We start from the raw sequence: 17,683 nt of genomic DNA on the forward strand, positions 1-17,683 counted from the left end.
TGACCGGAAAGGCTAAAGAAATAATGCCGTAAGTCGATATTACCAGCATAACCACTTGAGTCGGCCCTGCAAGTCGCAAGATCCGAGCTCGTGCAGATGATGGTTGCGTCCGGCGCGACGACTGACTTGATCAGCGACTCCGCCTGAACCGCCACTCCGAGCTTCTCCTCCCAAGCGATACACCTGCCCCCCGCCCCCGTCAAGCACGTCCTTCCGGGGCGCTGGCGCTATTATTCTGCAGACCAAAGCTCTGGTTCATTGCCTTGCTTCATCGCAATCCTGATCGGACTTGATCGTGCGTCCGACGATCGAAGCACGCATGAACCGGCGGTCCGCCATGCAGCAAATCAATACGGGGATAGATCGATGCAACCCATGCGAGTGTCAGAAAAATGGTTTCACCGTGCGCTGTGGTTGATCGCTTTCGCGTTCGCGGGTTTCCTGATTGGCCTGGGTGGGCTTGTGGTGGGGAATTTGCCGGGTGTCGAGGCGCCGCCTACGCTGGACTCGCTGATCGATCCGGGCGCCAGCGCGGCGATAGAAACATCGATTAAGCAAGCGCAAGCCAATGCCCGCGACGGCGCGATAGCCGAGGAGTCCGCGCGGCTCAAGCTGCAAGCCGCGACAGCCGAGTACACGAGCGCGCACGAAACATTTTCGAACTGGCTTGCCACCCGCACGGCGACCGAGCAGGCCGATCAAAACAAGGAGCTTGTCAGCCGTACGCGTTCGCTGGAGACGCTCAATGACAATATCCGCAGCGCACAAAAGGCGCTGGACCAAGTAGAGCAAGACAACGCGCGGACCCGGCAAGTGCTGGCGAAGCAACGAAGGGCGGAAGCGGCGCTTCGTACCCAGGCCGAGGAAAAATTCGATGCGCTTCAGCGCGGCATCGAGATGAAGAATTTCCTCATCCGGCTGGCGATCACCTTGCCCTTGCTGGTGATTGGCGGATGGCTGTTTGCGAAGCATCGCAAGAACCGCTACTGGCCCTTCGTCTGGGGCTTCATATTTTTCGCGCTGTTCGCGTTTTTTGTCGAACTGGTTCCGTACCTTCCCGACTACGGCGGTTATGTCCGGTACATCGTGGGCGTGGTCGTGACCATTCTGGTTGGACGGTATTCCATCAACGCGTTGCAGCGCTATCTGCAAAATCAGAAATCCGCGGAGACGTTACCCGATGACCAGCGTCGCCAGGCGTTGAGTTATGACGTTGCTCAAAGCCGCTTCGCGAAGGGCATCTGCCCCGGATGCGAACGCAAGGCCGACCTGAGCGATCCGAAACTCGACTTCTGCATGCACTGCGGAATCAGCTTGTTTAACGCATGCGCTTTTTGCCAAACGCGGAAGAACGCGTTTGCACACTATTGTCCGTCGTGCGGGAAAGAGGCGGTTGCACCTTAGGGGCGGCGCTCAGGCGACTACCCGAAAAACCCAATAGAGCGCGCCGGCCAACGCAATGGACGCCGGCAAGGTAAGCACCCAGGCCAGCACCAGGCTTCGCAGGGTGTTCCATTGGAGGCCCGATCCATTCGCTGCCATTGTGCCGGCGACGCCGGACGTCAGTATGTGCGTGGTCGATACCGGGAGCCCGTATAGATCCGCTGCCCCGATGGTCAGCGCCGCGACCATCTCTGCCGATGCGCCCTGGCCGTAGGTCAGGTGTTGCTTTCCGATCTTTTCCCCGACCGTCACCACGATCCGCTTCCAGCCGACCATCGTGCCAAGTCCCAGTGCTATCGCAACCGCGACCTTGACCCATGTCGGGATGAACTTGGTCGCGTGATTGAGTTGCTGCTTGTAGTTGTCAATAACGGCCCGATCGTCGGCGGTGAAAGCGGGCTGCTGTGACGCTTCCATCAGACGGATCGCTTCCGATATCACATACATGCTGTTGCGGACGTTGTCGACCAGGCTTGGCGGCACCGTACTGATCGACCCCGCTGTCGTGATCTGCTGGGCCACGGTATCAGTGAGTTGCGTTACCGCCGGCAGCGTTGCAGACGTCATCTGACGGGTCCGCACGTACGTTTCAACATCCGCGCGAGGGTTCGCGGAAGCGGGTGAGCCGGGAGCCGAATATTTGGCGAACACGGCCGATGCCTGATGGGCGACCGCCACGAAGGTCTGCGTTTCTCCGGGCGTTACTGCTTTGTTCAGTGCATAGGCTGTCGGCACCGTGCCAATGAGAATCAGCATGATCAGGCCCATGCCCTTCTGCCCATCGTTCGAACCATGAGCAAAGGAGACCCCCGTGCAGGTCAGGACCAGCAGGCTGCGAATCCAGAACGGCGGTGGTTTGTTGCCGACCGGTTCGGCGTAGAGCGCGGGAACACGCACCACGGCTTTGAGTATCAGCAAGAGCAGGCCGGAGAGCAAAAAGCCGATAATTGGCGAGAACAGCAGTGATTTTCCAACCCCGACCGCTTGCGTCCAGTCGACGCCGCTGGTACCGGATGGGCCACGCATCAGTTGGTTCATCAGGCCGACGCCAATGATCGAACCAATCAACGTATGCGAGCTGGAGGAGGGTAGTCCGAAGTACCAGGTTGCCAGGTTCCAGACAATTGCGGCAATCAACAGCGCAAATACCATGGCGAAACCCGCGTGGCCACCCACCTGCAAAATCAGCTCGACGGGGAGCAACTGGACAATACCAAACGCCACCGCGCCGCTGGAAACCATGACGCCCACAAAATTCCACGCACCCGACCAGAGCACCGCGAGATTGGGCGTCAGCGAGTGAGTGTAGATAACGGTGGCCACGGCGTTCGCCGTGTCGTGAAAACCATTGACGAACTCGAAGCCAAGCGCGATCAGCATCGCGAAGCCGAGGAGGACGTAGGGGAATGCCGAGCTTTGTTGTACCGGCTCGAGGTCTATGACCAGATGGACGGCGACGAAGGCGACGCCTATGGCGAGGATCAGCAGGAAGATTGCCAGACTCAGGTTGCGGGTACGCTCGCTGACAGCACTTGTCTGAGGAAACATGAGATCTGGCATGATCATTTCCCGTGGCTACTGGACTGCCATCCTACAACCAGCCTTCAAAATGCTCAGTGAAGGATTTGTGGCATTTATATTTCGGATACCTGTCTATTGTTTTCAACGCGCTGCTGACTACTGATGCTGGCGGCGGCCCATGTGCCCGAAACGAAGGGGATGGACAGGACGAATGGCAACCTTCACGGAACCACCTGAAGATTCGCAAGCAGTGACCGTAAGAGCGACCGCCCGCAGTTTTCAATCATAGGAGAAGACGCTACCGAATTTGTCCATATGTTCGAGCGCCATGCCCGAGCCGCGCACGACGCACGTCAGGGGGGCTTCGGCGACAAGCACGGGCAGGCCCGTCTCCTCGGCAAGCAGGCGGTCGAGATCTCGCAGCAGCGCACCGCCGCCCGCGAGCATGATCCCGCGTTCGGCAATGTCGGCGCCGAGTTCAGGCGGCGTGTTTTCGAGCGCGATCTTGACCGCGGAAATTATCTGGTTCAGCGGATCGGAGAGCGCTTCGAGGATCTCATTGCTGGATACCGTGAAGCTACGCGGTATACCCTCGGACATGTTGCGGCCCCTCACTTCCATTTCCATCACTTCCGAACCAGGGAAGGCGGAACCTATCTCCTTCTTGATGGCTTCAGCGGTCTGCTCACCAATCAGCATGCCGTAGTTGCGACGGATATAGTTGACGATCGCGTCGTCGAACTTGTCGCCGCCGACACGCACGGAACCCTTGTACACGATGCCTCCGAGTGAAATGACGCCTACTTCGGTCGTGCCGCCGCCGATGTCGACCACCATCGAGCCGGTCGGCTCGGACACGGGCAGACCGGCACCGGTTGCGGCCGCCATGGGTTCTTCGATCAGGTAGACCTGCGACGCTCCGGCGCTATGCGCGGCTTCCTTGATCGCACGTCGTTCGACCTGGGTGGATCCGCAGGGCACGCAGACAACGATCCGCGGCGATGGCGCCAACAGGCGGGTTTCGTGCGCCATCCGGATAAAGCGTTTGATCATTTGCTCGGTAATGCTGAAGTCGGCGATTACGCCGTCCTTCATCGGGCGGATGGCTTCAATGTTGCCTGGTACCTTGCCGAGCATCTGCTTGGCTTCCTTGCCCACGGCCAGAATGGTTTTTTTGCCATTCGGGCCGCCTTCCTGACGAATGGAGACCACCGACGGCTCGTCAAGGACAATACCCTTGCCACGCATGTAGATCAGCGTATTCGAGGTACCGAGATCAATCGCCAGGTCGTTGGAAAAATAACTGCGCAGAAAACCGAACATTCAAAATCCTGTCTTGCTTGACGCAAGGCACTCGGCCCCGTCACGTGCGACCAGGCTGCGGTCGGGAGTGGGAAGAGTAACAGTTTCGGGAAAACGGAGCCGCAGCGCCGCCCGCGCGACGCTGTTGGCAAGCGTGCCTGGGCACCGTAAAGGCCTGAAGCTGACTACGCTGCCGTCAACTCGACGAGCTTGGCCACGGTATTCATGTTGCGAGCGGTTCCAGTTTTCGCGGCCGGGATTTTCAGTTTTGAACGGGCTATTCCGTCTTTGTAGTGCACGTAGATCTCACGCGTCCCGAGTGCGATTTCTTCTGTCTGACGGCCACTCACGCTATCCAGGAAATCGGCCGGAGGCGGTGCATCGAGAAAGATGGCGACGGTCAGATTCGGAGCTTCCGACCTGAAGGGATTTGCGGCAAGCACCCCCACCAGTTCAGCACCGGTCCGGACCAGAACGCCGACCGGTTTACCGGCGTAGGACTCGAGGCTACGTTCCAGCTTGGCCTTCACGGACGCTTCCGCAAGCTTGCTTTCGAATACGACGTTGCCGCTGGCAATATACGTGCGCACATTCGAAAAACCAACGGAGGTGCACATTGCGCGAAGTTCGGTCATGGGAAGCTTGCCGGTGCCGCCAACATTCACGGCCCGCAAGAGAGCGGCGTAGGTAGTCATCGAGATAGGTTATGGCCGTTTTTATCGACAGGCTTGGCACTTGAGCCGGCTAAGACTCAATAGATGCGCAGCAACTTTATCTTCTCGATCCCTGCGCCGCAAGGCGACGGAGGTTTCAACATGCGGGATGCGGCGCGCCGTCTTGCCCGTGCGATAAAATCGGTACACCACTTTCAAACTGGACAAGGGATTTTTGCAATGACCCAGGAAGATCAGATCACTCCCGTATCGACGACCTTCGCAACTCCCCTCGATCTGTACAGGGCGATCTCACGCGTATGGTCGGGAGACACGTCAAGTCCGACTAACGCCTGGTCGCAGTCGAATCCGGCGCAGAATCATTGCAGCATCACCTCGCTCGTTGTGCACGATCATTTCGGCGGTGAGATTCTTTCAACGCGGACCTCAGGCGGGACGCACTTCTACAATCTGGTCGACGGAAAAAAATGGGACCTGACGGTGAGTCAGTTCGCCGAACCCGTGCCGTATGACGACACGCCATCCACGCGCGAGGCTGCGTTGGCGGATACCTCGCAGGACAAATACACGCTTCTGACGTCGAGACTGAAAGAGGTCAGATAGACAGATTCAAATGCACCCTATGACTTCGGCGATGTGAAACGTACGCACAGCAGCGCCGCCACGGCCAGCGCTGCTGCAGCCACACTCAAGGATCCCGAGAACGAATGATGCGGTGCATACATCGCATTGGCCACGAGCGGTCCCACGATTTGCCCGATGCCGAAGCATGCCGTCATCACGGCAAGGATGCTCACCCACAAGGTGTGTGCGACCCGACGTCCTGCGAGCATCGAAATTGTCGTGGTGCCCATGAAGGTACCGCCTACGATCAACGCGCTGCCGAGGTATCCGGCCGGGTTCGGCGCCACCACGGGCAAGATCACGCCGAACGCTTGCAGCGCGAGATTCACGAACAGCGCGCGTCGTGTGCCAAGGCGCATATGCACCGCATGCCAGATGAAACACGACGGAACCGCGCCCAGGCCAAACAACGCCCAGACCTGGATAGGATCGATTGAACCAAGCGCGTTCCTGACGAAGAACGGCAGGTAGGTCGCGGTGATGATGTAGCCGAAGCCGGCAAGCCCGTAGAGCGCGATCAGCCGTCCCGCGCCGAGCGCAGGAAAGGACTCGTGTCCGTGTAACGCTGGACGCGTGCCGGTATCCTCGACAGGGCGGGCATCGAGACCCGGCAGCGCGATGACGGCAAGGATCAGTGAGCCTGCTGCGAGCACCCACCAAAGCCCCGCGCTGTGCAGGTCAAACGTGCGTCCTGCGACCAGCATTTCAGAAGACAGCACAATGCCCATGCCGACACCCGCATAAAGCACGGGCGCACCGCTCGTGTGGCCGCGATGTTGCAGCAGCCAGAGGGAAGCAGCGACCATGGTGACCGCGCTGACGGCGCCTGTGATGCCGCGCATCGCGATGATCAGCCAGGGCGCATTCAACAGCGCCGTTACCCCGAGACACAACACGATGCCCCCGAGCGCAAGCACGCATAGCCTGCGCGAGTGCCGCGGATGCACGGCGGCAGTCAGCAGGGCCCCAAGCAGATAACCCGCATAGTTGGCCGATGCGGCGAGCGTGCCCTGATGCACGGTCAGCACGGCGTCGCTGACCATGACCGGGTAGATGCCCGTGAACGCAAAACGTCCGAACCCCATGCCGACCGCCATGACCAGCGCGGCAACCAGTGCCGCCATGCCCTGGCTTGCTGTCGACGAAGCCTGTCGAGTCGTGCTCATGATGATTTCCTCTTGGCTGCGGGTTGCTTCGAGATGAACGGCGCAAGTGCTTCGCGCAGCGCATTGAACGCTGCCGTCTCATATCCGTTTCGATGAACGAGCCAGGTATCCACCTTCGCCACCGCATGAGTGCGCAACGCCGGCGGTTCGCGCAGCAGGTCGAGCACGCTGCGCGGCACGAGCGATACGCAGCCGCCTGCCGCAACGCAGGCCAGCATGCTGTGATACGACCCGACCTCCTGGATGTCGAGCGGCGTTCTGTCATGGCCAAACCATTCTTCGGCGAGCACGCGGTAGCTGCAGCCATCTGCAAACGCGGCAAGCGAACGCACGGTGATATCCGAGCCCTGGCGGACGGCAGCGTGGCCCGGCGGCAGCACGAGCAGGATCTCCTCTCGAAAGACCGGTTCGCCAATAAGTCCAACTGCCTCGAGATCCGATGCCGACGCCATGTCGCCGCACGGCGGCAGCGCTGCGAACGCGCAATCGACCAAACCGCTGCGAACCTGCTCGAGCAGTTGCCGCGAGGGCGCGGTGGAAATCCTGAGCTGGACGTCGGGGTACTGCACATGAAGGGCTGCAAGCGGTCCAGGCAGACGAGCCGCAGCCGTGCTTTCCATGGTGCCGATCCTGAGCGTGCCCGAAGGCGCCTGAGGACTCAGCACCTGTCGCGCTTCGTCAGCCAGGGCGAGCATGCGGTTGGCGTAGCCGAGAAAACGTTCGCCTTCCACGCTCAGCGTGAGACGGTTGCCGTCGCGCCGGAACAGTGCCACCCCCAGTTCCTCTTCGAGCTGCTGGATTCGCGTGGTCACGTTCGACTGCACGCGGCCGAGCCGCTTGGCCGCCCGGGTCACGCTGAGTTCGGCGGCGACGACGCGAAAAATGTCGAGACTGGTGTGATCCATGAAAATCTCAATTAGAGAACGATATAAACATCATATTCCCAAATTGAGATAATATGCAAGCGGTCTACTCCTTTTGCGATGGTGACCCGGATCGACGCTCATGCGCCCGGCCATCGTTCAACGCCTGACAGAACGTTTCGAGGCTCTCATGAATCCGCAAGCAAGCAGTTCGCTCATACCGCCGGACGGCCAGGTCCAGAGGCTCAGCTATGCAGAACGCAACGCACCATACTGGCGGCGCAATTTATTTGTCTGCGTATTCGGGTCCTTTACGACGCTGCTCAGTCTCAGCATGCTGCTGCCGTTCCTGCCGCTGTACGTGCAGCAGTTGGGCGTGAGTTCGCCGTCGGCGGTCGTGCAGTGGTCGGGTGTCGCGTTCGGGGCAACGTTCTTCGGCACCGCGATTACCGCGCCGCTCTGGGGACGTCTGGCGGACCGTTATGGCCGCAAGCCCATGTTGATTCGTGCGGCGGTCGGCATGGCCGTCGTGATGTCGTTGATCGGACTCGCGCATAACCTGACCGAACTGGTGGTGCTGCGGCTGATTGCGGGGTTGATCGGCGGTTATGCATCCGCTTCCATTGTGATGGTCGGGACGCAGGCGCCGCGCGAGCGTTCAGGATGGGCGCTGGGCATGTTATCGACGGGCGCGCTCGCGGGTAATCTCGTGGGACCGCTGGTGGGCGGCTTCCTGCCGACATGGGTTGGTATCCGCGGCACATTCTTCGTCGGCGGGGCGATCATCGCGGTGGCTGCGCTGCTGACCATCGTGGTGGTGCGTGAAGACTTCGATCCTGCGACCGACGCGAAGAAGCGTATTGACGCTGGCGCCGCGTTGCCTCCGGCGGTTAACCGCAATGTCATCCTCGCGCTGCTGGTGACGGCAATGATGGTGTTGCTCGCCAACATGTCGATCGAGCCGATCATCACCGTTTATATCGGGCAACTCGGGGTGCCGGTCGATCATGTCGCGCGCATGGCCGGGATCGTGATGGCGGCATCGGCGTTCGGCAGCATGCTGACTGCCGCGCGTTTTGGCGCGCTTGCGGATCGCATCGGCAGTTCGAAAGTCATCATCGGGTGTTTGATTGCGACCGGCGTGGTGTTGGTGCCGCAGGCGTTCGTCACCGAATGGTGGCAGTTGGCCATTCTTCGCGGCTTGATGGGCATGACGCTCGCGGGACTGCTTCCATCAATAGCCAAGGAGATCCGGCACTCGGTCGCCGATCACAATTCCGGCAAGACACTCGGCTATCTGCAGTCCGCCCAGTTCAGCGGGCAGGTTATCGGCCCGCTGATCGGCGGGCAGATCGGTGCGCACATCGGTTTGCGCGCGGTGTTTTTCGTGACGGCGTTTTTGCTGCTTGTTTGCGCCGGATTGAATCGATGGGCGAGGCCAGTGAGGTGACTGGCCGACTTCGTCAGCACAGATCCTGATGTGATCAGATTGCGGAAATATTTCAAGTTGCTCGGCGGTCATCCGAAGCTTGATTCGACGGCGGTGCAGACGGTCGGTGCGAAGGGATGGGATGGGTTTTCGATTTCTATCTTGTCGGCGTAGCGAGCTTGAAACGATGACCTTGCGCTTACAACCAGACGCCAGGCGAATAGCAATTTTCCCCAAGCCGGAAAGCTCGCGGCCATCCTACGATGGGGGCTCAATCCTCAAGGAGAATTTCCATGATTGACCACATCTCGATTGGCGTCCGCAACATCGCCCGGGCCAAGAAATTCTATGACGCAACGCTCAACGCACTCGGCTATACCTGCTTGAGTGAAGCAGAGGATTCGCTGGGATATGGCCTGGACACCATTGCACTCTGGATCAATGCAGCAGACCGTCCTGTTCCGCCAGACGCCGGGTCAGGACTGCACCTATGCTTCACCGCTCTGGCGCGTGAGGACGTCAATGCTTTTCACGCAGCTGCGCTCGGCGCGGGCGGCTTCGACAACGGCAAGCCCGGATTGCGCGCCAGTTACGGCGCCAACTATTACGCGGCTTACGTTATCGACCCTGATGGCTACCGGCTCGAGGCTTATTGCGGTCAAGCCGCTTGACGCCTCACTGACTCACTGCACTCGACGCACTCGCCTGACTCGCCGCGCTGGCTGCGCTTGCCGCGCTCTCCGGATGCCGCGGATCGTGCAGCGCGCTATCCGACCAGCCGCCGCCCAGGTCGCCGATCAGCGAAGCGGCATCGAGCAGCCGCGACTCCTGCACGTTCAACGCCGTTTGCTGATTGCTCAACTGGGTCGCCTGGGCCGTCGCCACGGTCGTGTAGTCCACAGTGCCGGCCTGGTACTCGTTGAAGGCAATCTCGGCGCCGCGGATTGCATCGCGCACGGCGGCGTCCAGCGCGTCGGACTGCTCGGCCAGGATGCGCAAACCGGATAGATCGTTCTCCACATCCTCGAACGCGGTCAGCACGGTGCCGCGGTAATTCGCGACGGCTGCCTGATAGGCCGCCTTGGCTGCCGCGACTTCGCCGCCGCGCAGGCCGCCATCGAAAATTGTTTCGGTGGCGCTGCCGCCCAGCGACCAGACGTAATTGGCCACGTGCAGCAGGCCGCCCAACGGCGACTGCGTGAAGCCGTCCAGCGCGGACAGCGATATGGTCGGGTAGTACGCCGCGACCGCCACGCCGATCGCGGCGTTCTCAGCCGCCATCTGGCGTTCGGCCGTCGCAATATCGGGCCGGCGCTGCAGCAGGGTTGACGGAACGCCTACCGGAATGGTCGGCAGGGTGGGCATGGCGGTGCTATGCGGGATGTCCAGGTCCTCCGGGTTTTTGCCGACCAGCACCGCAATCGCATGCGCGTCTTGCGCGCGTGCGATGCCGAGTGCGATCAGGCTCGCCTGCGCAGTTTCGAGCTGGGTGCGTGCGGTGATCACGTCGGAAGGCGGGATGGTGCCGAACTTGTCCTGGTCGGCCACCACGTTCAGAAAGTGCTGGAACGCCTGCACCGTTTGCTTCAGCAGGTCGATATTGGCGTCGCTGGTCCGCAATTGGATCACGGCATTCGCGAGCGCAATCTGTTCGGAGAGCGTCGCATTCGCGAGTGTCGCTTCACTGGCCTGCGCGGTCGCGGAATTCTGTTCGATCGTGCGGCGCACCGAGCCCCACAGGTCAGGCGCCCAGCTCACATTGCCTTCGAGCGACCCCGAGTTGGTCACCGTCTGGGCCTTGCTGAAACTGCTGAAGCTCGAGCTCGTCGTGCTGCGCTGCCGGGTGCCCGAACCGGTCACGCCAATGGTCGGGAACAGGCTGGCCCGTGCGATCTTCACCTCGGCGAGCGCCTGCTGGTAGTTCGCATAGTCCTGGGCCACGGTCTGGTTGGAGACCACGACCTGTGGTTCGAGCTCGTCGAGCAATGGATCGTTGAAGCCGGTCCACCACGCGCCCTTGGGGCCGGCGGCGGCCGGCTCGGCCTGGGTCCAGCCGGGCAGCTCGTGGAAGGTTGCGGGCACGCTGACTTGAGGCCGGTGGTAGTCCGGGCCGACCATGCAGCCGCCGAGCAGCAGGGCTGCTGCTGCGGCCAGGGGTTTGGTGGAAATCTTCATCTTCATGCCTTCGTATCCGTTTGCCCCGATTGCGCCGGCGGCCCCATTTGTTCGTCCTGCCGGTTCCACGGCAATCCGGAAGACCACTTGACGAGCTTGAAGCGCAACCGGTCCAGGTACAGGTAGATCACCGGTGTGGTGTACAGCGTAAAGACCTGGCTCAGGATCAGGCCGCCCATCACGGTGATACCCAGCGGCTGGCGCAGTGAAGCGCCCTGGCCGATACCGATCGCGAGCGGCACGGCGCCGAGCACGGCGGCGAAGGTGGTCATCATGATCGGGCGCAGACGCACGACGGCGGCGGCATGAATCGCGTCCTTGGCCGCCATGCCTTCGTTGCGCTGCAACTGGATCGCCACATCCACCATCATGATCCCGTTCTTCTTGACAATACCAATCAGCAAGATGATCCCGATCAGCGCGATCACCGAGAACGGCGTGCCGAAGATCAGCAGCGCGAGGGTGGCGCCAATACCGGCCGACGGGAGCGTCGACAAGATGGTGAGCGGGTGAATCGAACTCTCATAGAGCACCCCGAGCACGATGTAGACCACACCCAGCGCGGCAAGGATCAGCAGCGGAATGGTGCCCATCGACTGCGCGTAGGCTTGCGCCGCGCCCGCGAACGCACCGTGGATGCTGGCCGGCATGCCGATGTCGCGCTGCGCCTTTTCGAGCGCCACCTGGGCCTTGCTGAGCGACCCGCCGGCGGGGAGGTTGAAGGAGATCGTCGCGGCCACCAGCCCGCTCTGGTGGTTGACCTGCGTCGACGTATGGTTGCTGACGTAGCTGGCAAGCGCCGGCAGCGGCACCATGGTCTCGGCCGACGTGCTGTCCGCACTGCCGCTCGACGTGCCGCCCTTGCTGTTGGAGATGCTGTTGTTGGTCGCGTTGGCTTGCGCGTTCGAGTTCAGCGAGTTGGTACTCGTCGACGCACTCGTCGCCGTGCTGACTGCGCTCGCACCGGTCACGCCCGTGACCGTGCCGCCCGGCATTTGCGTCTGCTGGGTGCCGGACGGATTGCCCGCCGCCGTGCTCAGGAAAATCTGGTTGAGCGTCTGCGGGTATTGCCAGTACTCCGGCGCCACCTCCATCACCACGAAGTACTGGTTGAGCGCGTTGTAGATGGTCGATACGGTGCGCTGGCCGAACGCGTCATAGAGCACGTTGTCGATCTGGTTCGGCGCAAAACCGTAGCGAGCCGCCGTGGCGCGGTTGAAATTGAGGTAGGTCTGCAGGCCGTTTTGCTGCAGGTCCGAGTTGACGTCGAGCACATCGGCATGGTCCTTGTTGAGCGCGGCCACGAGCTTGGGCGTCCAGGCGAACAGCGCGGCGGAATCATCGCTTGTCAGCGTGTACTGGTATTCAGCGGCCGACTGCCGTCCGCCGATCCGCAGATCCTGCTGCGCCTGCATGAAAAGCCGCGCGCCGGAGACCTGGTTCAGCTTGGGCCGCAGGCGGTTGACCACTTCGGTCGCGGTCGCATGGCGCTGTGCCAGCGGCTTGAGTTCAATGAACACGTTCGCGGTGTTCAGCGCACGGCCGCCCGTAAAGCCTGCCACTGACTGGACCGCAGGATCTTTCTGCACGATCGCCTGCAACTGGGCGAGCTTCTTTTCCATCGCCGTGAAGGAGATGCTCTGGTCGGCAATGATCTGCCCGATCACGATGCCCGTGTCCTGTTCCGGGAAGAAGGTCGCGGGCAGCAGCTTGAACAGGAAGACGTTGCCCACCAGCAGCGCGATCAGCAGCAGGATCACCAGCAGCGAATGGTCCAGCACGGCGGTGAGCGAACGCGCGTAGGCGTTCTTGAACCGCTCGAATTGCGCTTCGACCCAGATCGCCCAGCGAGCCCGCGAATGGCCGGCGTGCTCGCGGCTCAGCACGTACGCGCACATGGCGGGTGTCACTGTCAGCGAGATCACGAGCGAGATCAGGATGGCAATCGACAGCGTCACCGCGAACTCGTGGAACAGCAGGCCGACAATGCCCGGCATGAGCAAAATGGGCAGGAACACCGCGATCAGCGAGAGGCTCATCGAGATCACCGTGAAGCCCACTTCGCCGCTGCCTTTGAGCGCAGCTTCTTTCGGACTCAGGCCCATTTCGAGGTGGCGCGTGATGTTCTCCAGCACCACCACCGCATCGTCCACCACGAAGCCGGTGCCGATGGTGAGCGCCATCAGCGAGAGGTTGTCGATGCTGTAGCCAAGCAGGTACATCGGTCCGAAGGTGCCGACGATTGACAGCGGCAACGCCACCGCCGGCACCAGCACGGCACGCGGCGACTGCAGGAAGACGAACACCACGCCGACCACCAGCAGCACGGCGATAAAGAGCGTGCGCTCGGTATCGGCCACCGACGAGCGGACCGACTCTGACCGGTCGATTGCCACGTTGACACGGACGCTGTGCGGCAAGGTCGCCTCGATCGCCGGCAGGACGTTCCTGATCTGCGCAACCGTACTCACCACATTACTGCCGGGCATGGGATAGACAATCACCAGCACCGCGGACTTGCCGTTGTAGAGCCCGGCGTTACGGATATTTTCGTTGGAGTCCCTGACCTGGGCGATATCGCGCAGCAGCACCGGCGCACCGTTGCGGTAGGCGACCACCAGGTCGCGGTAGGGCGCCGCCTTGTTGATCTGGTCGTTGGACAAGATCACGTAGCGCTGGTTGCCCTGGTCGAGGTGACCCTTCGCGCTGTTGGCGTTGGCCGCGGCGATCGCCGCGCGCACGTCCTCGAGGCCGAGGCCGTAACTGTTCAGCTTGCCCGGCTGCAACTCGACGCGCACCGAGGGCAACGCGCCGCCGCCCAGCGTGATCTGGCCCACGCCGTTCACCTGGGAGAGTTGCTGCTGGATCACCGAGTCCGCGGAGTCGTAGAGCTGTGCCTTGGTGAGCGTGTCCGAGGTCAGCGAGAGCACCATGATCGGCGAATCCGCCGGGTTGTACTGGCGATAGGTCGGATTGCTGCGCAGGGTGGTCGGCAAGTCTGCGCGCGCTGCCTGGATGGCCGCCTCGACGTCGCGGGCGGCGCCGTTGATGTCGCGGTTCAATCCGAACTCGACCACGATCATCGACGAGCCGACGTAGCTGATCGAGGTCAGCTCTTCCACGTTGGCAATCGTGCCGAGCCGCCGCTCGAGCGGTTCGGCCACGGTGGACGCCATGATGTCCGGGCTCGCGCCCGCCATGTTGGCCTGCACCACGATCACCGGAAAGGCGATATTCGGCAGCGGCGCGACAGGGAGCTGGAAATAGGCCAGTGCGCCCGAGATGAGGATCGCGATTGCCAGAAGGGTGGTCGCGACCGGGCGCCGGATGAATAACGCCGAAATGTTCACGGCGTACCCTCCTCCGGAACTGCTGGCGTGTCAGGCTTGTTACGGTTGCGCCAGCGTCTCGTGCGCTCTGCCATCCGGTCGAAGAACAGATAGATGACCGGGGTGGTGAAGAGCGTGAGGATCTGGCTCAGGGCCAGGCCGCCGATGATCGCGAGACCCAGCGGGCGGCGCAGTTCGGAACCCGTGCCGGTACCGACCAGCATGGGCAGCGCGCCGAGCATGGCCGCGAGGGTCGTCATCAGGATCGGCCGGAAACGCAGGAGCGACGCCTGGAAGATCGCCTCGCGCGGCGGCTTGCCGTGGTTACGCTCGGCATCGAGTGCGAAGTCCACCATCATGATGGCGTTCTTCTTCACGATACCGATCAGCAGCACGATCCCGATGATGCCGATCACGTCCAGGTCGCTTCCCGCAATCATCAGCGCGAGCAGGGCGCCGATCCCCGCCGATGGCAGCGTGGAGAGAATCGTCACCGGATGGATGAAACTCTCATACAGCACGCCCAGCACGATATACACCGCCACCAGCGCGGCGATCAGCAGGTACACCTCGCTCGAGAGCGAGTCCTGGAACGCCTGCGCCGCGCCCTGCAGCGAGGAGGTGATCGAGGGCGGCAGATTCACCGCCTGCTCAGCTTTCTGGACGTCCTTGACCGCGGTGCTCAACGACGCGCCCTTCGCGAGGTTGAACGAGATAGTGACGGCCGGGAACTGCGCCAGATGGCTGATCACGAGCGGCGACTTGACGATCTGGATCTTGGCGATGCCCGACAGCGGCACCTGGCCTGTGCTGCTCGTCTGGCTCGGCAGATAGATATTGCCGATCGACTCCACGTTGGGCAGCGACTCGGGCTTGGCGACGAGGATCACCCGGTACTGGTCCGACTGCTGGAAGATGGTCGAGACAATCCGCTGGCCCAGCGAGTCATAGAGCGCGTTGTCGATGGTGGCCGCGGTGATGCCGAAACGCGCGGCCAGTTGCCGGTTGACCTCGACGTTCACGCTCAGGCCGTCGGTATTCATATCGCTTTGCACATCGGCGAGCGACGGAATCGCCTTCAGGCGCGCCACCAGTTCCGGCACGTACTTCTGGAACGCCTGCTGGCTGGGCCCGCGCAACACGAAGCTGTACTGGTTCGGCGAGACCGTGGTGTCGAGCGTGAGATCCTGCTCCGGCTGCATGAAGAGCTTGATCCCGGACACATTGGCCACTTCGCCCTGCAGGCGCCGGGCGATTTCCTGCGCCGTGTCCGAACGTTTGTCGTGGTCGCGCAGGTTGATCAGGAAGCGGCCGTTGTTCAGCGTGGAGTTGGTGCCGTCGATCCCCACGTAGGAGGTGAGCGAGACGACATCGGGATCTTTCAGGATCGCGTCGGCGAGCGCACGCTGGCGCGCCACCATCGCCTTGTAGGACACCGAGTTGTCAGCCACGCTGATACCCTGGATCACACCCACGTCCTGCACCGGGAACAGCCCCTTCGGAATCACGACATACAGGAGACCCGTCAGCACCACGGTGCCTACCGCCACGATCAGGGTCAGCACCTGATGATCCAGCACCCAGACGAGGCCTCGTTCGTAGCCGGCGAGCGTCTTGTCGAAGATGCCCTCGCTGATGCGCTCGAAGCGGCTCGGATGGCGGTCGGCCCGGGCACGCAGCAGGCGCGCGCAAAGCATGGGCACCACGGTCAGCGAGACCACCGCGGACAGCACGATGGTGACCGCGAGCGTCACCGCGAATTCGCTGAACAGGCGCCCGATCACGCCGCCCATGAAGAGCAGCGGGATCAGCACCGCGATCAGCGAGATGGTCAGCGAAAGAATCGTAAAGCCGATCTGCCCGGCGCCTTCGAGCGCCGCCTCGAGCGGCGTCTTGCCCTCCTCGAGATAACGCACGATGTTCTCGATCATCACGATCGAGTCGTCGACCACGAAGCCGGTGGCAATGATCAGCGCCATCAGCGAGAGGTTGTCGATCGAGTAGTTCAGCTGGTACATCACGGCCAGCGTGCCGATCAACGATACCGGCACGGAGATGCTCGGGATGATCGTGGCCGGCACGTTGCGCAGGAACACGAAGATCACCGCCACCACCAGCACGATGGCCAGCACGAGTTCGAGCGCCGCGTCGGAGACCGACGAGCGGATCACGCCCGTGCTGTCCGAGACCACGGTGACCTTCATGCCCGCCGGCAGCGTTGATTCGAGCACCGGCAACTGCTTCATGATCTGGTTCACGGTGGCGATCACGTTCGCGCCCGGCTGGCGCTGGACGTTCAGCACGATAGCCGGGGTGCCGTTGTACCAGGCGCCGCGTTCGACGTCCTGGGGCGCCTGGCTCACGTCGGCCACGTCTCGCATGAATACCGGTGCGCCGTTCTGGTAGGCGATCACCGTGTTCAGGTAGTCCTTCGGATCGGTGATCTGGTCGTTGCCGTTGATGGTGTAGTCAAGGTCCGGGCCGTCGAAGTTGCCCTTCGGCTGGCTGACGTTGACGAAACTGAGCAGCGTGCGCAGGTCGTCGATATTCAGGCCGTAAGCGGCCAGCTTATGCGGGTCCGCTTCAACCCGGATGGCGGGCACATTGCCGCCGCTGGTGGTGACGACACCCACGCCCGAGACTTCGGAAATCTTGGTCCCGAGGCGGTTGTTGGCGACGTCTTCCAGCTGCGTGAGCGACATGGACGTGGAGGTGACCGCCAGCGTCAGGATCGGCTGGTCGGCCGGATTCACCTTCGCATAGGTCGGCGGCGCGGGCAGGCCGGTCGGCAGGAAGCTGTTGGCCGCGTTGATGGCCTGCTGGACATTCTGCTCGGCGATGTCGAGGTTCAGCGACAGGTCGAACTGCAATGTGATGACCGAGGCGCCGTCCGAACTGTACGAGGTCATCTGCTGCAAGCCGGGAATTTCGCCCAGTTGCACTTCGAGCGGCGCAGTCACCGTGGTGGCCATCACGTCCGGGCTCGCGCCCGGATAGAAGGTCTGCACCTGGATGGTCGGATAGTCGACGTTGGGCAGCGAGGAAACCGGCAGGATGCGCACCGCGACGAGGCCCACCAATACCAGGGCGATCATCAGCAGCAGCGTGGCTACCGGTCTAAGAATAAACAGGCGGGAGATATTCATCGGCGCGTGGG

At 62.0% G+C, this 17,683-nt stretch carries 12 protein-coding genes; 4 read left to right on the forward strand and 8 right to left on the reverse strand.

The annotated features are described in order from the left end of the window. Nucleotides 1-366 precede the first annotated feature (366 nt). On the forward strand, nt 367-1,404 hold the full coding sequence (locus AWB69_RS23340) for a hypothetical protein (protein WP_062089245.1): 1,038 nt from the start codon (nt 367-369) through the stop codon (nt 1,402-1,404). A 9-nt stretch (nt 1,405-1,413) separates the two neighbouring features. On the opposite strand, the gene AWB69_RS23345 is transcribed toward AWB69_RS23340, so the two are convergent. The 3 genes from AWB69_RS23345 to AWB69_RS23355 all read right to left on the reverse strand — a co-directional run bounded on the left by AWB69_RS23345 (nt 1,414) and on the right by AWB69_RS23355 (nt 4,961). Beyond that, the gene (locus tag AWB69_RS23345; RefSeq protein WP_062089244.1) at nt 1,414-3,003 is read right to left on the reverse strand and encodes an inorganic phosphate transporter; all 1,590 of its coding nucleotides are present in this window, start codon (nt 3,001-3,003) and stop codon (nt 1,414-1,416) included. A gap of 240 nt (nt 3,004-3,243) precedes the next feature. Next, entirely contained in the window at nt 3,244-4,287 is a 1,044-nt protein-coding gene (locus AWB69_RS23350) for a rod shape-determining protein (RefSeq protein WP_062089197.1), read from the reverse strand. A 164-nt stretch (nt 4,288-4,451) separates the two neighbouring features. Then, a complete protein-coding gene (locus AWB69_RS23355; protein ID WP_062089198.1) occupies nt 4,452-4,961 on the reverse strand; it encodes a DUF1697 domain-containing protein in 510 nt (169 codons plus the stop codon). 198 nt (nt 4,962-5,159) lie between these two features. On the opposite strand from AWB69_RS23355, the gene AWB69_RS23360 reads away from it, so the two are divergent. Continuing rightward, nucleotides 5,160-5,543, forward strand: coding sequence for a YunG family protein (locus tag AWB69_RS23360; protein ID WP_062089246.1), 384 nt, complete (start codon nt 5,160-5,162; stop codon nt 5,541-5,543). 17 nt (nt 5,544-5,560) lie between these two features. Here the strand turns inward: AWB69_RS23360 and AWB69_RS23365 are convergent, their stop codons facing one another. Together AWB69_RS23365 and AWB69_RS23370 are read right to left on the reverse strand one after the other, a co-directional pair. Further along, nucleotides 5,561-6,730 (reverse strand): YbfB/YjiJ family MFS transporter, encoded by a 1,170-nt coding sequence (locus tag AWB69_RS23365; RefSeq protein WP_082913540.1) that lies wholly within the window; start codon nt 6,728-6,730, stop codon nt 5,561-5,563. Continuing rightward, complete coding sequence (locus tag AWB69_RS23370; protein ID WP_062089199.1) at nt 6,727-7,635, reverse strand: LysR family transcriptional regulator; 909 nt, start codon at nt 7,633-7,635, stop codon at nt 6,727-6,729. Before AWB69_RS23370 ends, AWB69_RS23365 begins: the two co-directional genes overlap by 4 nt. Nucleotides 7,636-7,783: 148 nt before the next feature. Here AWB69_RS23370 and AWB69_RS23375 point away from each other — a divergent pair, with 148 nt between their 5' ends. Both AWB69_RS23375 and AWB69_RS23380 read left to right on the forward strand, forming a co-directional pair. Next, nucleotides 7,784-9,043, forward strand: a complete 1,260-nt coding sequence (locus AWB69_RS23375; protein WP_062089248.1) for an MFS transporter — start codon at nt 7,784-7,786, stop codon at nt 9,041-9,043. A 272-nt stretch (nt 9,044-9,315) separates the two neighbouring features. Beyond that, on the forward strand, nt 9,316-9,693 hold the full coding sequence (locus AWB69_RS23380; RefSeq protein ID WP_062089200.1) for a VOC family protein: 378 nt from the start codon (nt 9,316-9,318) through the stop codon (nt 9,691-9,693). 4 nt (nt 9,694-9,697) lie between these two features. Here the strand turns inward: AWB69_RS23380 and AWB69_RS23385 are convergent, their stop codons facing one another. From AWB69_RS23385 to AWB69_RS23395, 3 genes are read right to left on the reverse strand one after another with little or no spacing between them, the layout of a single operon-like run. After that, the gene (locus AWB69_RS23385; protein WP_062089201.1) at nt 9,698-11,203 is read right to left on the reverse strand and encodes an efflux transporter outer membrane subunit; all 1,506 of its coding nucleotides are present in this window, start codon (nt 11,201-11,203) and stop codon (nt 9,698-9,700) included. Beyond that, nucleotides 11,200-14,547 (reverse strand): efflux RND transporter permease subunit, encoded by a 3,348-nt coding sequence (locus AWB69_RS23390; protein ID WP_062089202.1) that lies wholly within the window; start codon nt 14,545-14,547, stop codon nt 11,200-11,202. The genes AWB69_RS23385 and AWB69_RS23390 overlap by 4 nt, the downstream gene beginning before the upstream one ends. Then, nucleotides 14,544-17,672: an efflux RND transporter permease subunit gene (locus AWB69_RS23395; protein WP_062089203.1), complete on the reverse strand. Its 3,129-nt coding sequence runs from the start codon at nt 17,670-17,672 to the stop codon at nt 14,544-14,546. The genes AWB69_RS23390 and AWB69_RS23395 overlap by 4 nt, the downstream gene beginning before the upstream one ends. Nucleotides 17,673-17,683 lie beyond the last annotated feature (11 nt).

The sequence above is a fragment of the Caballeronia udeis genome (assembly GCF_001544555.2).
Lineage (GTDB): Bacteria > Pseudomonadota > Gammaproteobacteria > Burkholderiales > Burkholderiaceae > Caballeronia > Caballeronia udeis.

Coding starts and splice junctions, on each gene's coding strand:
- AWB69_RS23340 (WP_062089245.1), top strand. CDS start 367: ATGCAACCCATGCGAGTGTCAGAAAAATGGTTTCACCGTGCGCTGTGG.
- AWB69_RS23345 (WP_062089244.1), bottom strand. CDS start 3,003: ATGCCAGATCTCATGTTTCCTCAGACAAGTGCTGTCAGCGAGCGTACC.
- AWB69_RS23350 (WP_062089197.1), bottom strand. CDS start 4,287: ATGTTCGGTTTTCTGCGCAGTTATTTTTCCAACGACCTGGCGATTGAT.
- AWB69_RS23355 (WP_062089198.1), bottom strand. CDS start 4,961: ATGACTACCTACGCCGCTCTCTTGCGGGCCGTGAATGTTGGCGGCACC.
- AWB69_RS23360 (WP_062089246.1), top strand. CDS start 5,160: ATGACCCAGGAAGATCAGATCACTCCCGTATCGACGACCTTCGCAACT.
- AWB69_RS23365 (WP_082913540.1), bottom strand. CDS start 6,730: ATGAGCACGACTCGACAGGCTTCGTCGACAGCAAGCCAGGGCATGGCG.
- AWB69_RS23370 (WP_062089199.1), bottom strand. CDS start 7,635: ATGGATCACACCAGTCTCGACATTTTTCGCGTCGTCGCCGCCGAACTC.
- AWB69_RS23375 (WP_062089248.1), top strand. CDS start 7,784: ATGAATCCGCAAGCAAGCAGTTCGCTCATACCGCCGGACGGCCAGGTC.
- AWB69_RS23380 (WP_062089200.1), top strand. CDS start 9,316: ATGATTGACCACATCTCGATTGGCGTCCGCAACATCGCCCGGGCCAAG.
- AWB69_RS23385 (WP_062089201.1), bottom strand. CDS start 11,203: ATGAAGATGAAGATTTCCACCAAACCCCTGGCCGCAGCAGCAGCCCTG.
- AWB69_RS23395 (WP_062089203.1), bottom strand. CDS start 17,672: ATGAATATCTCCCGCCTGTTTATTCTTAGACCGGTAGCCACGCTGCTG.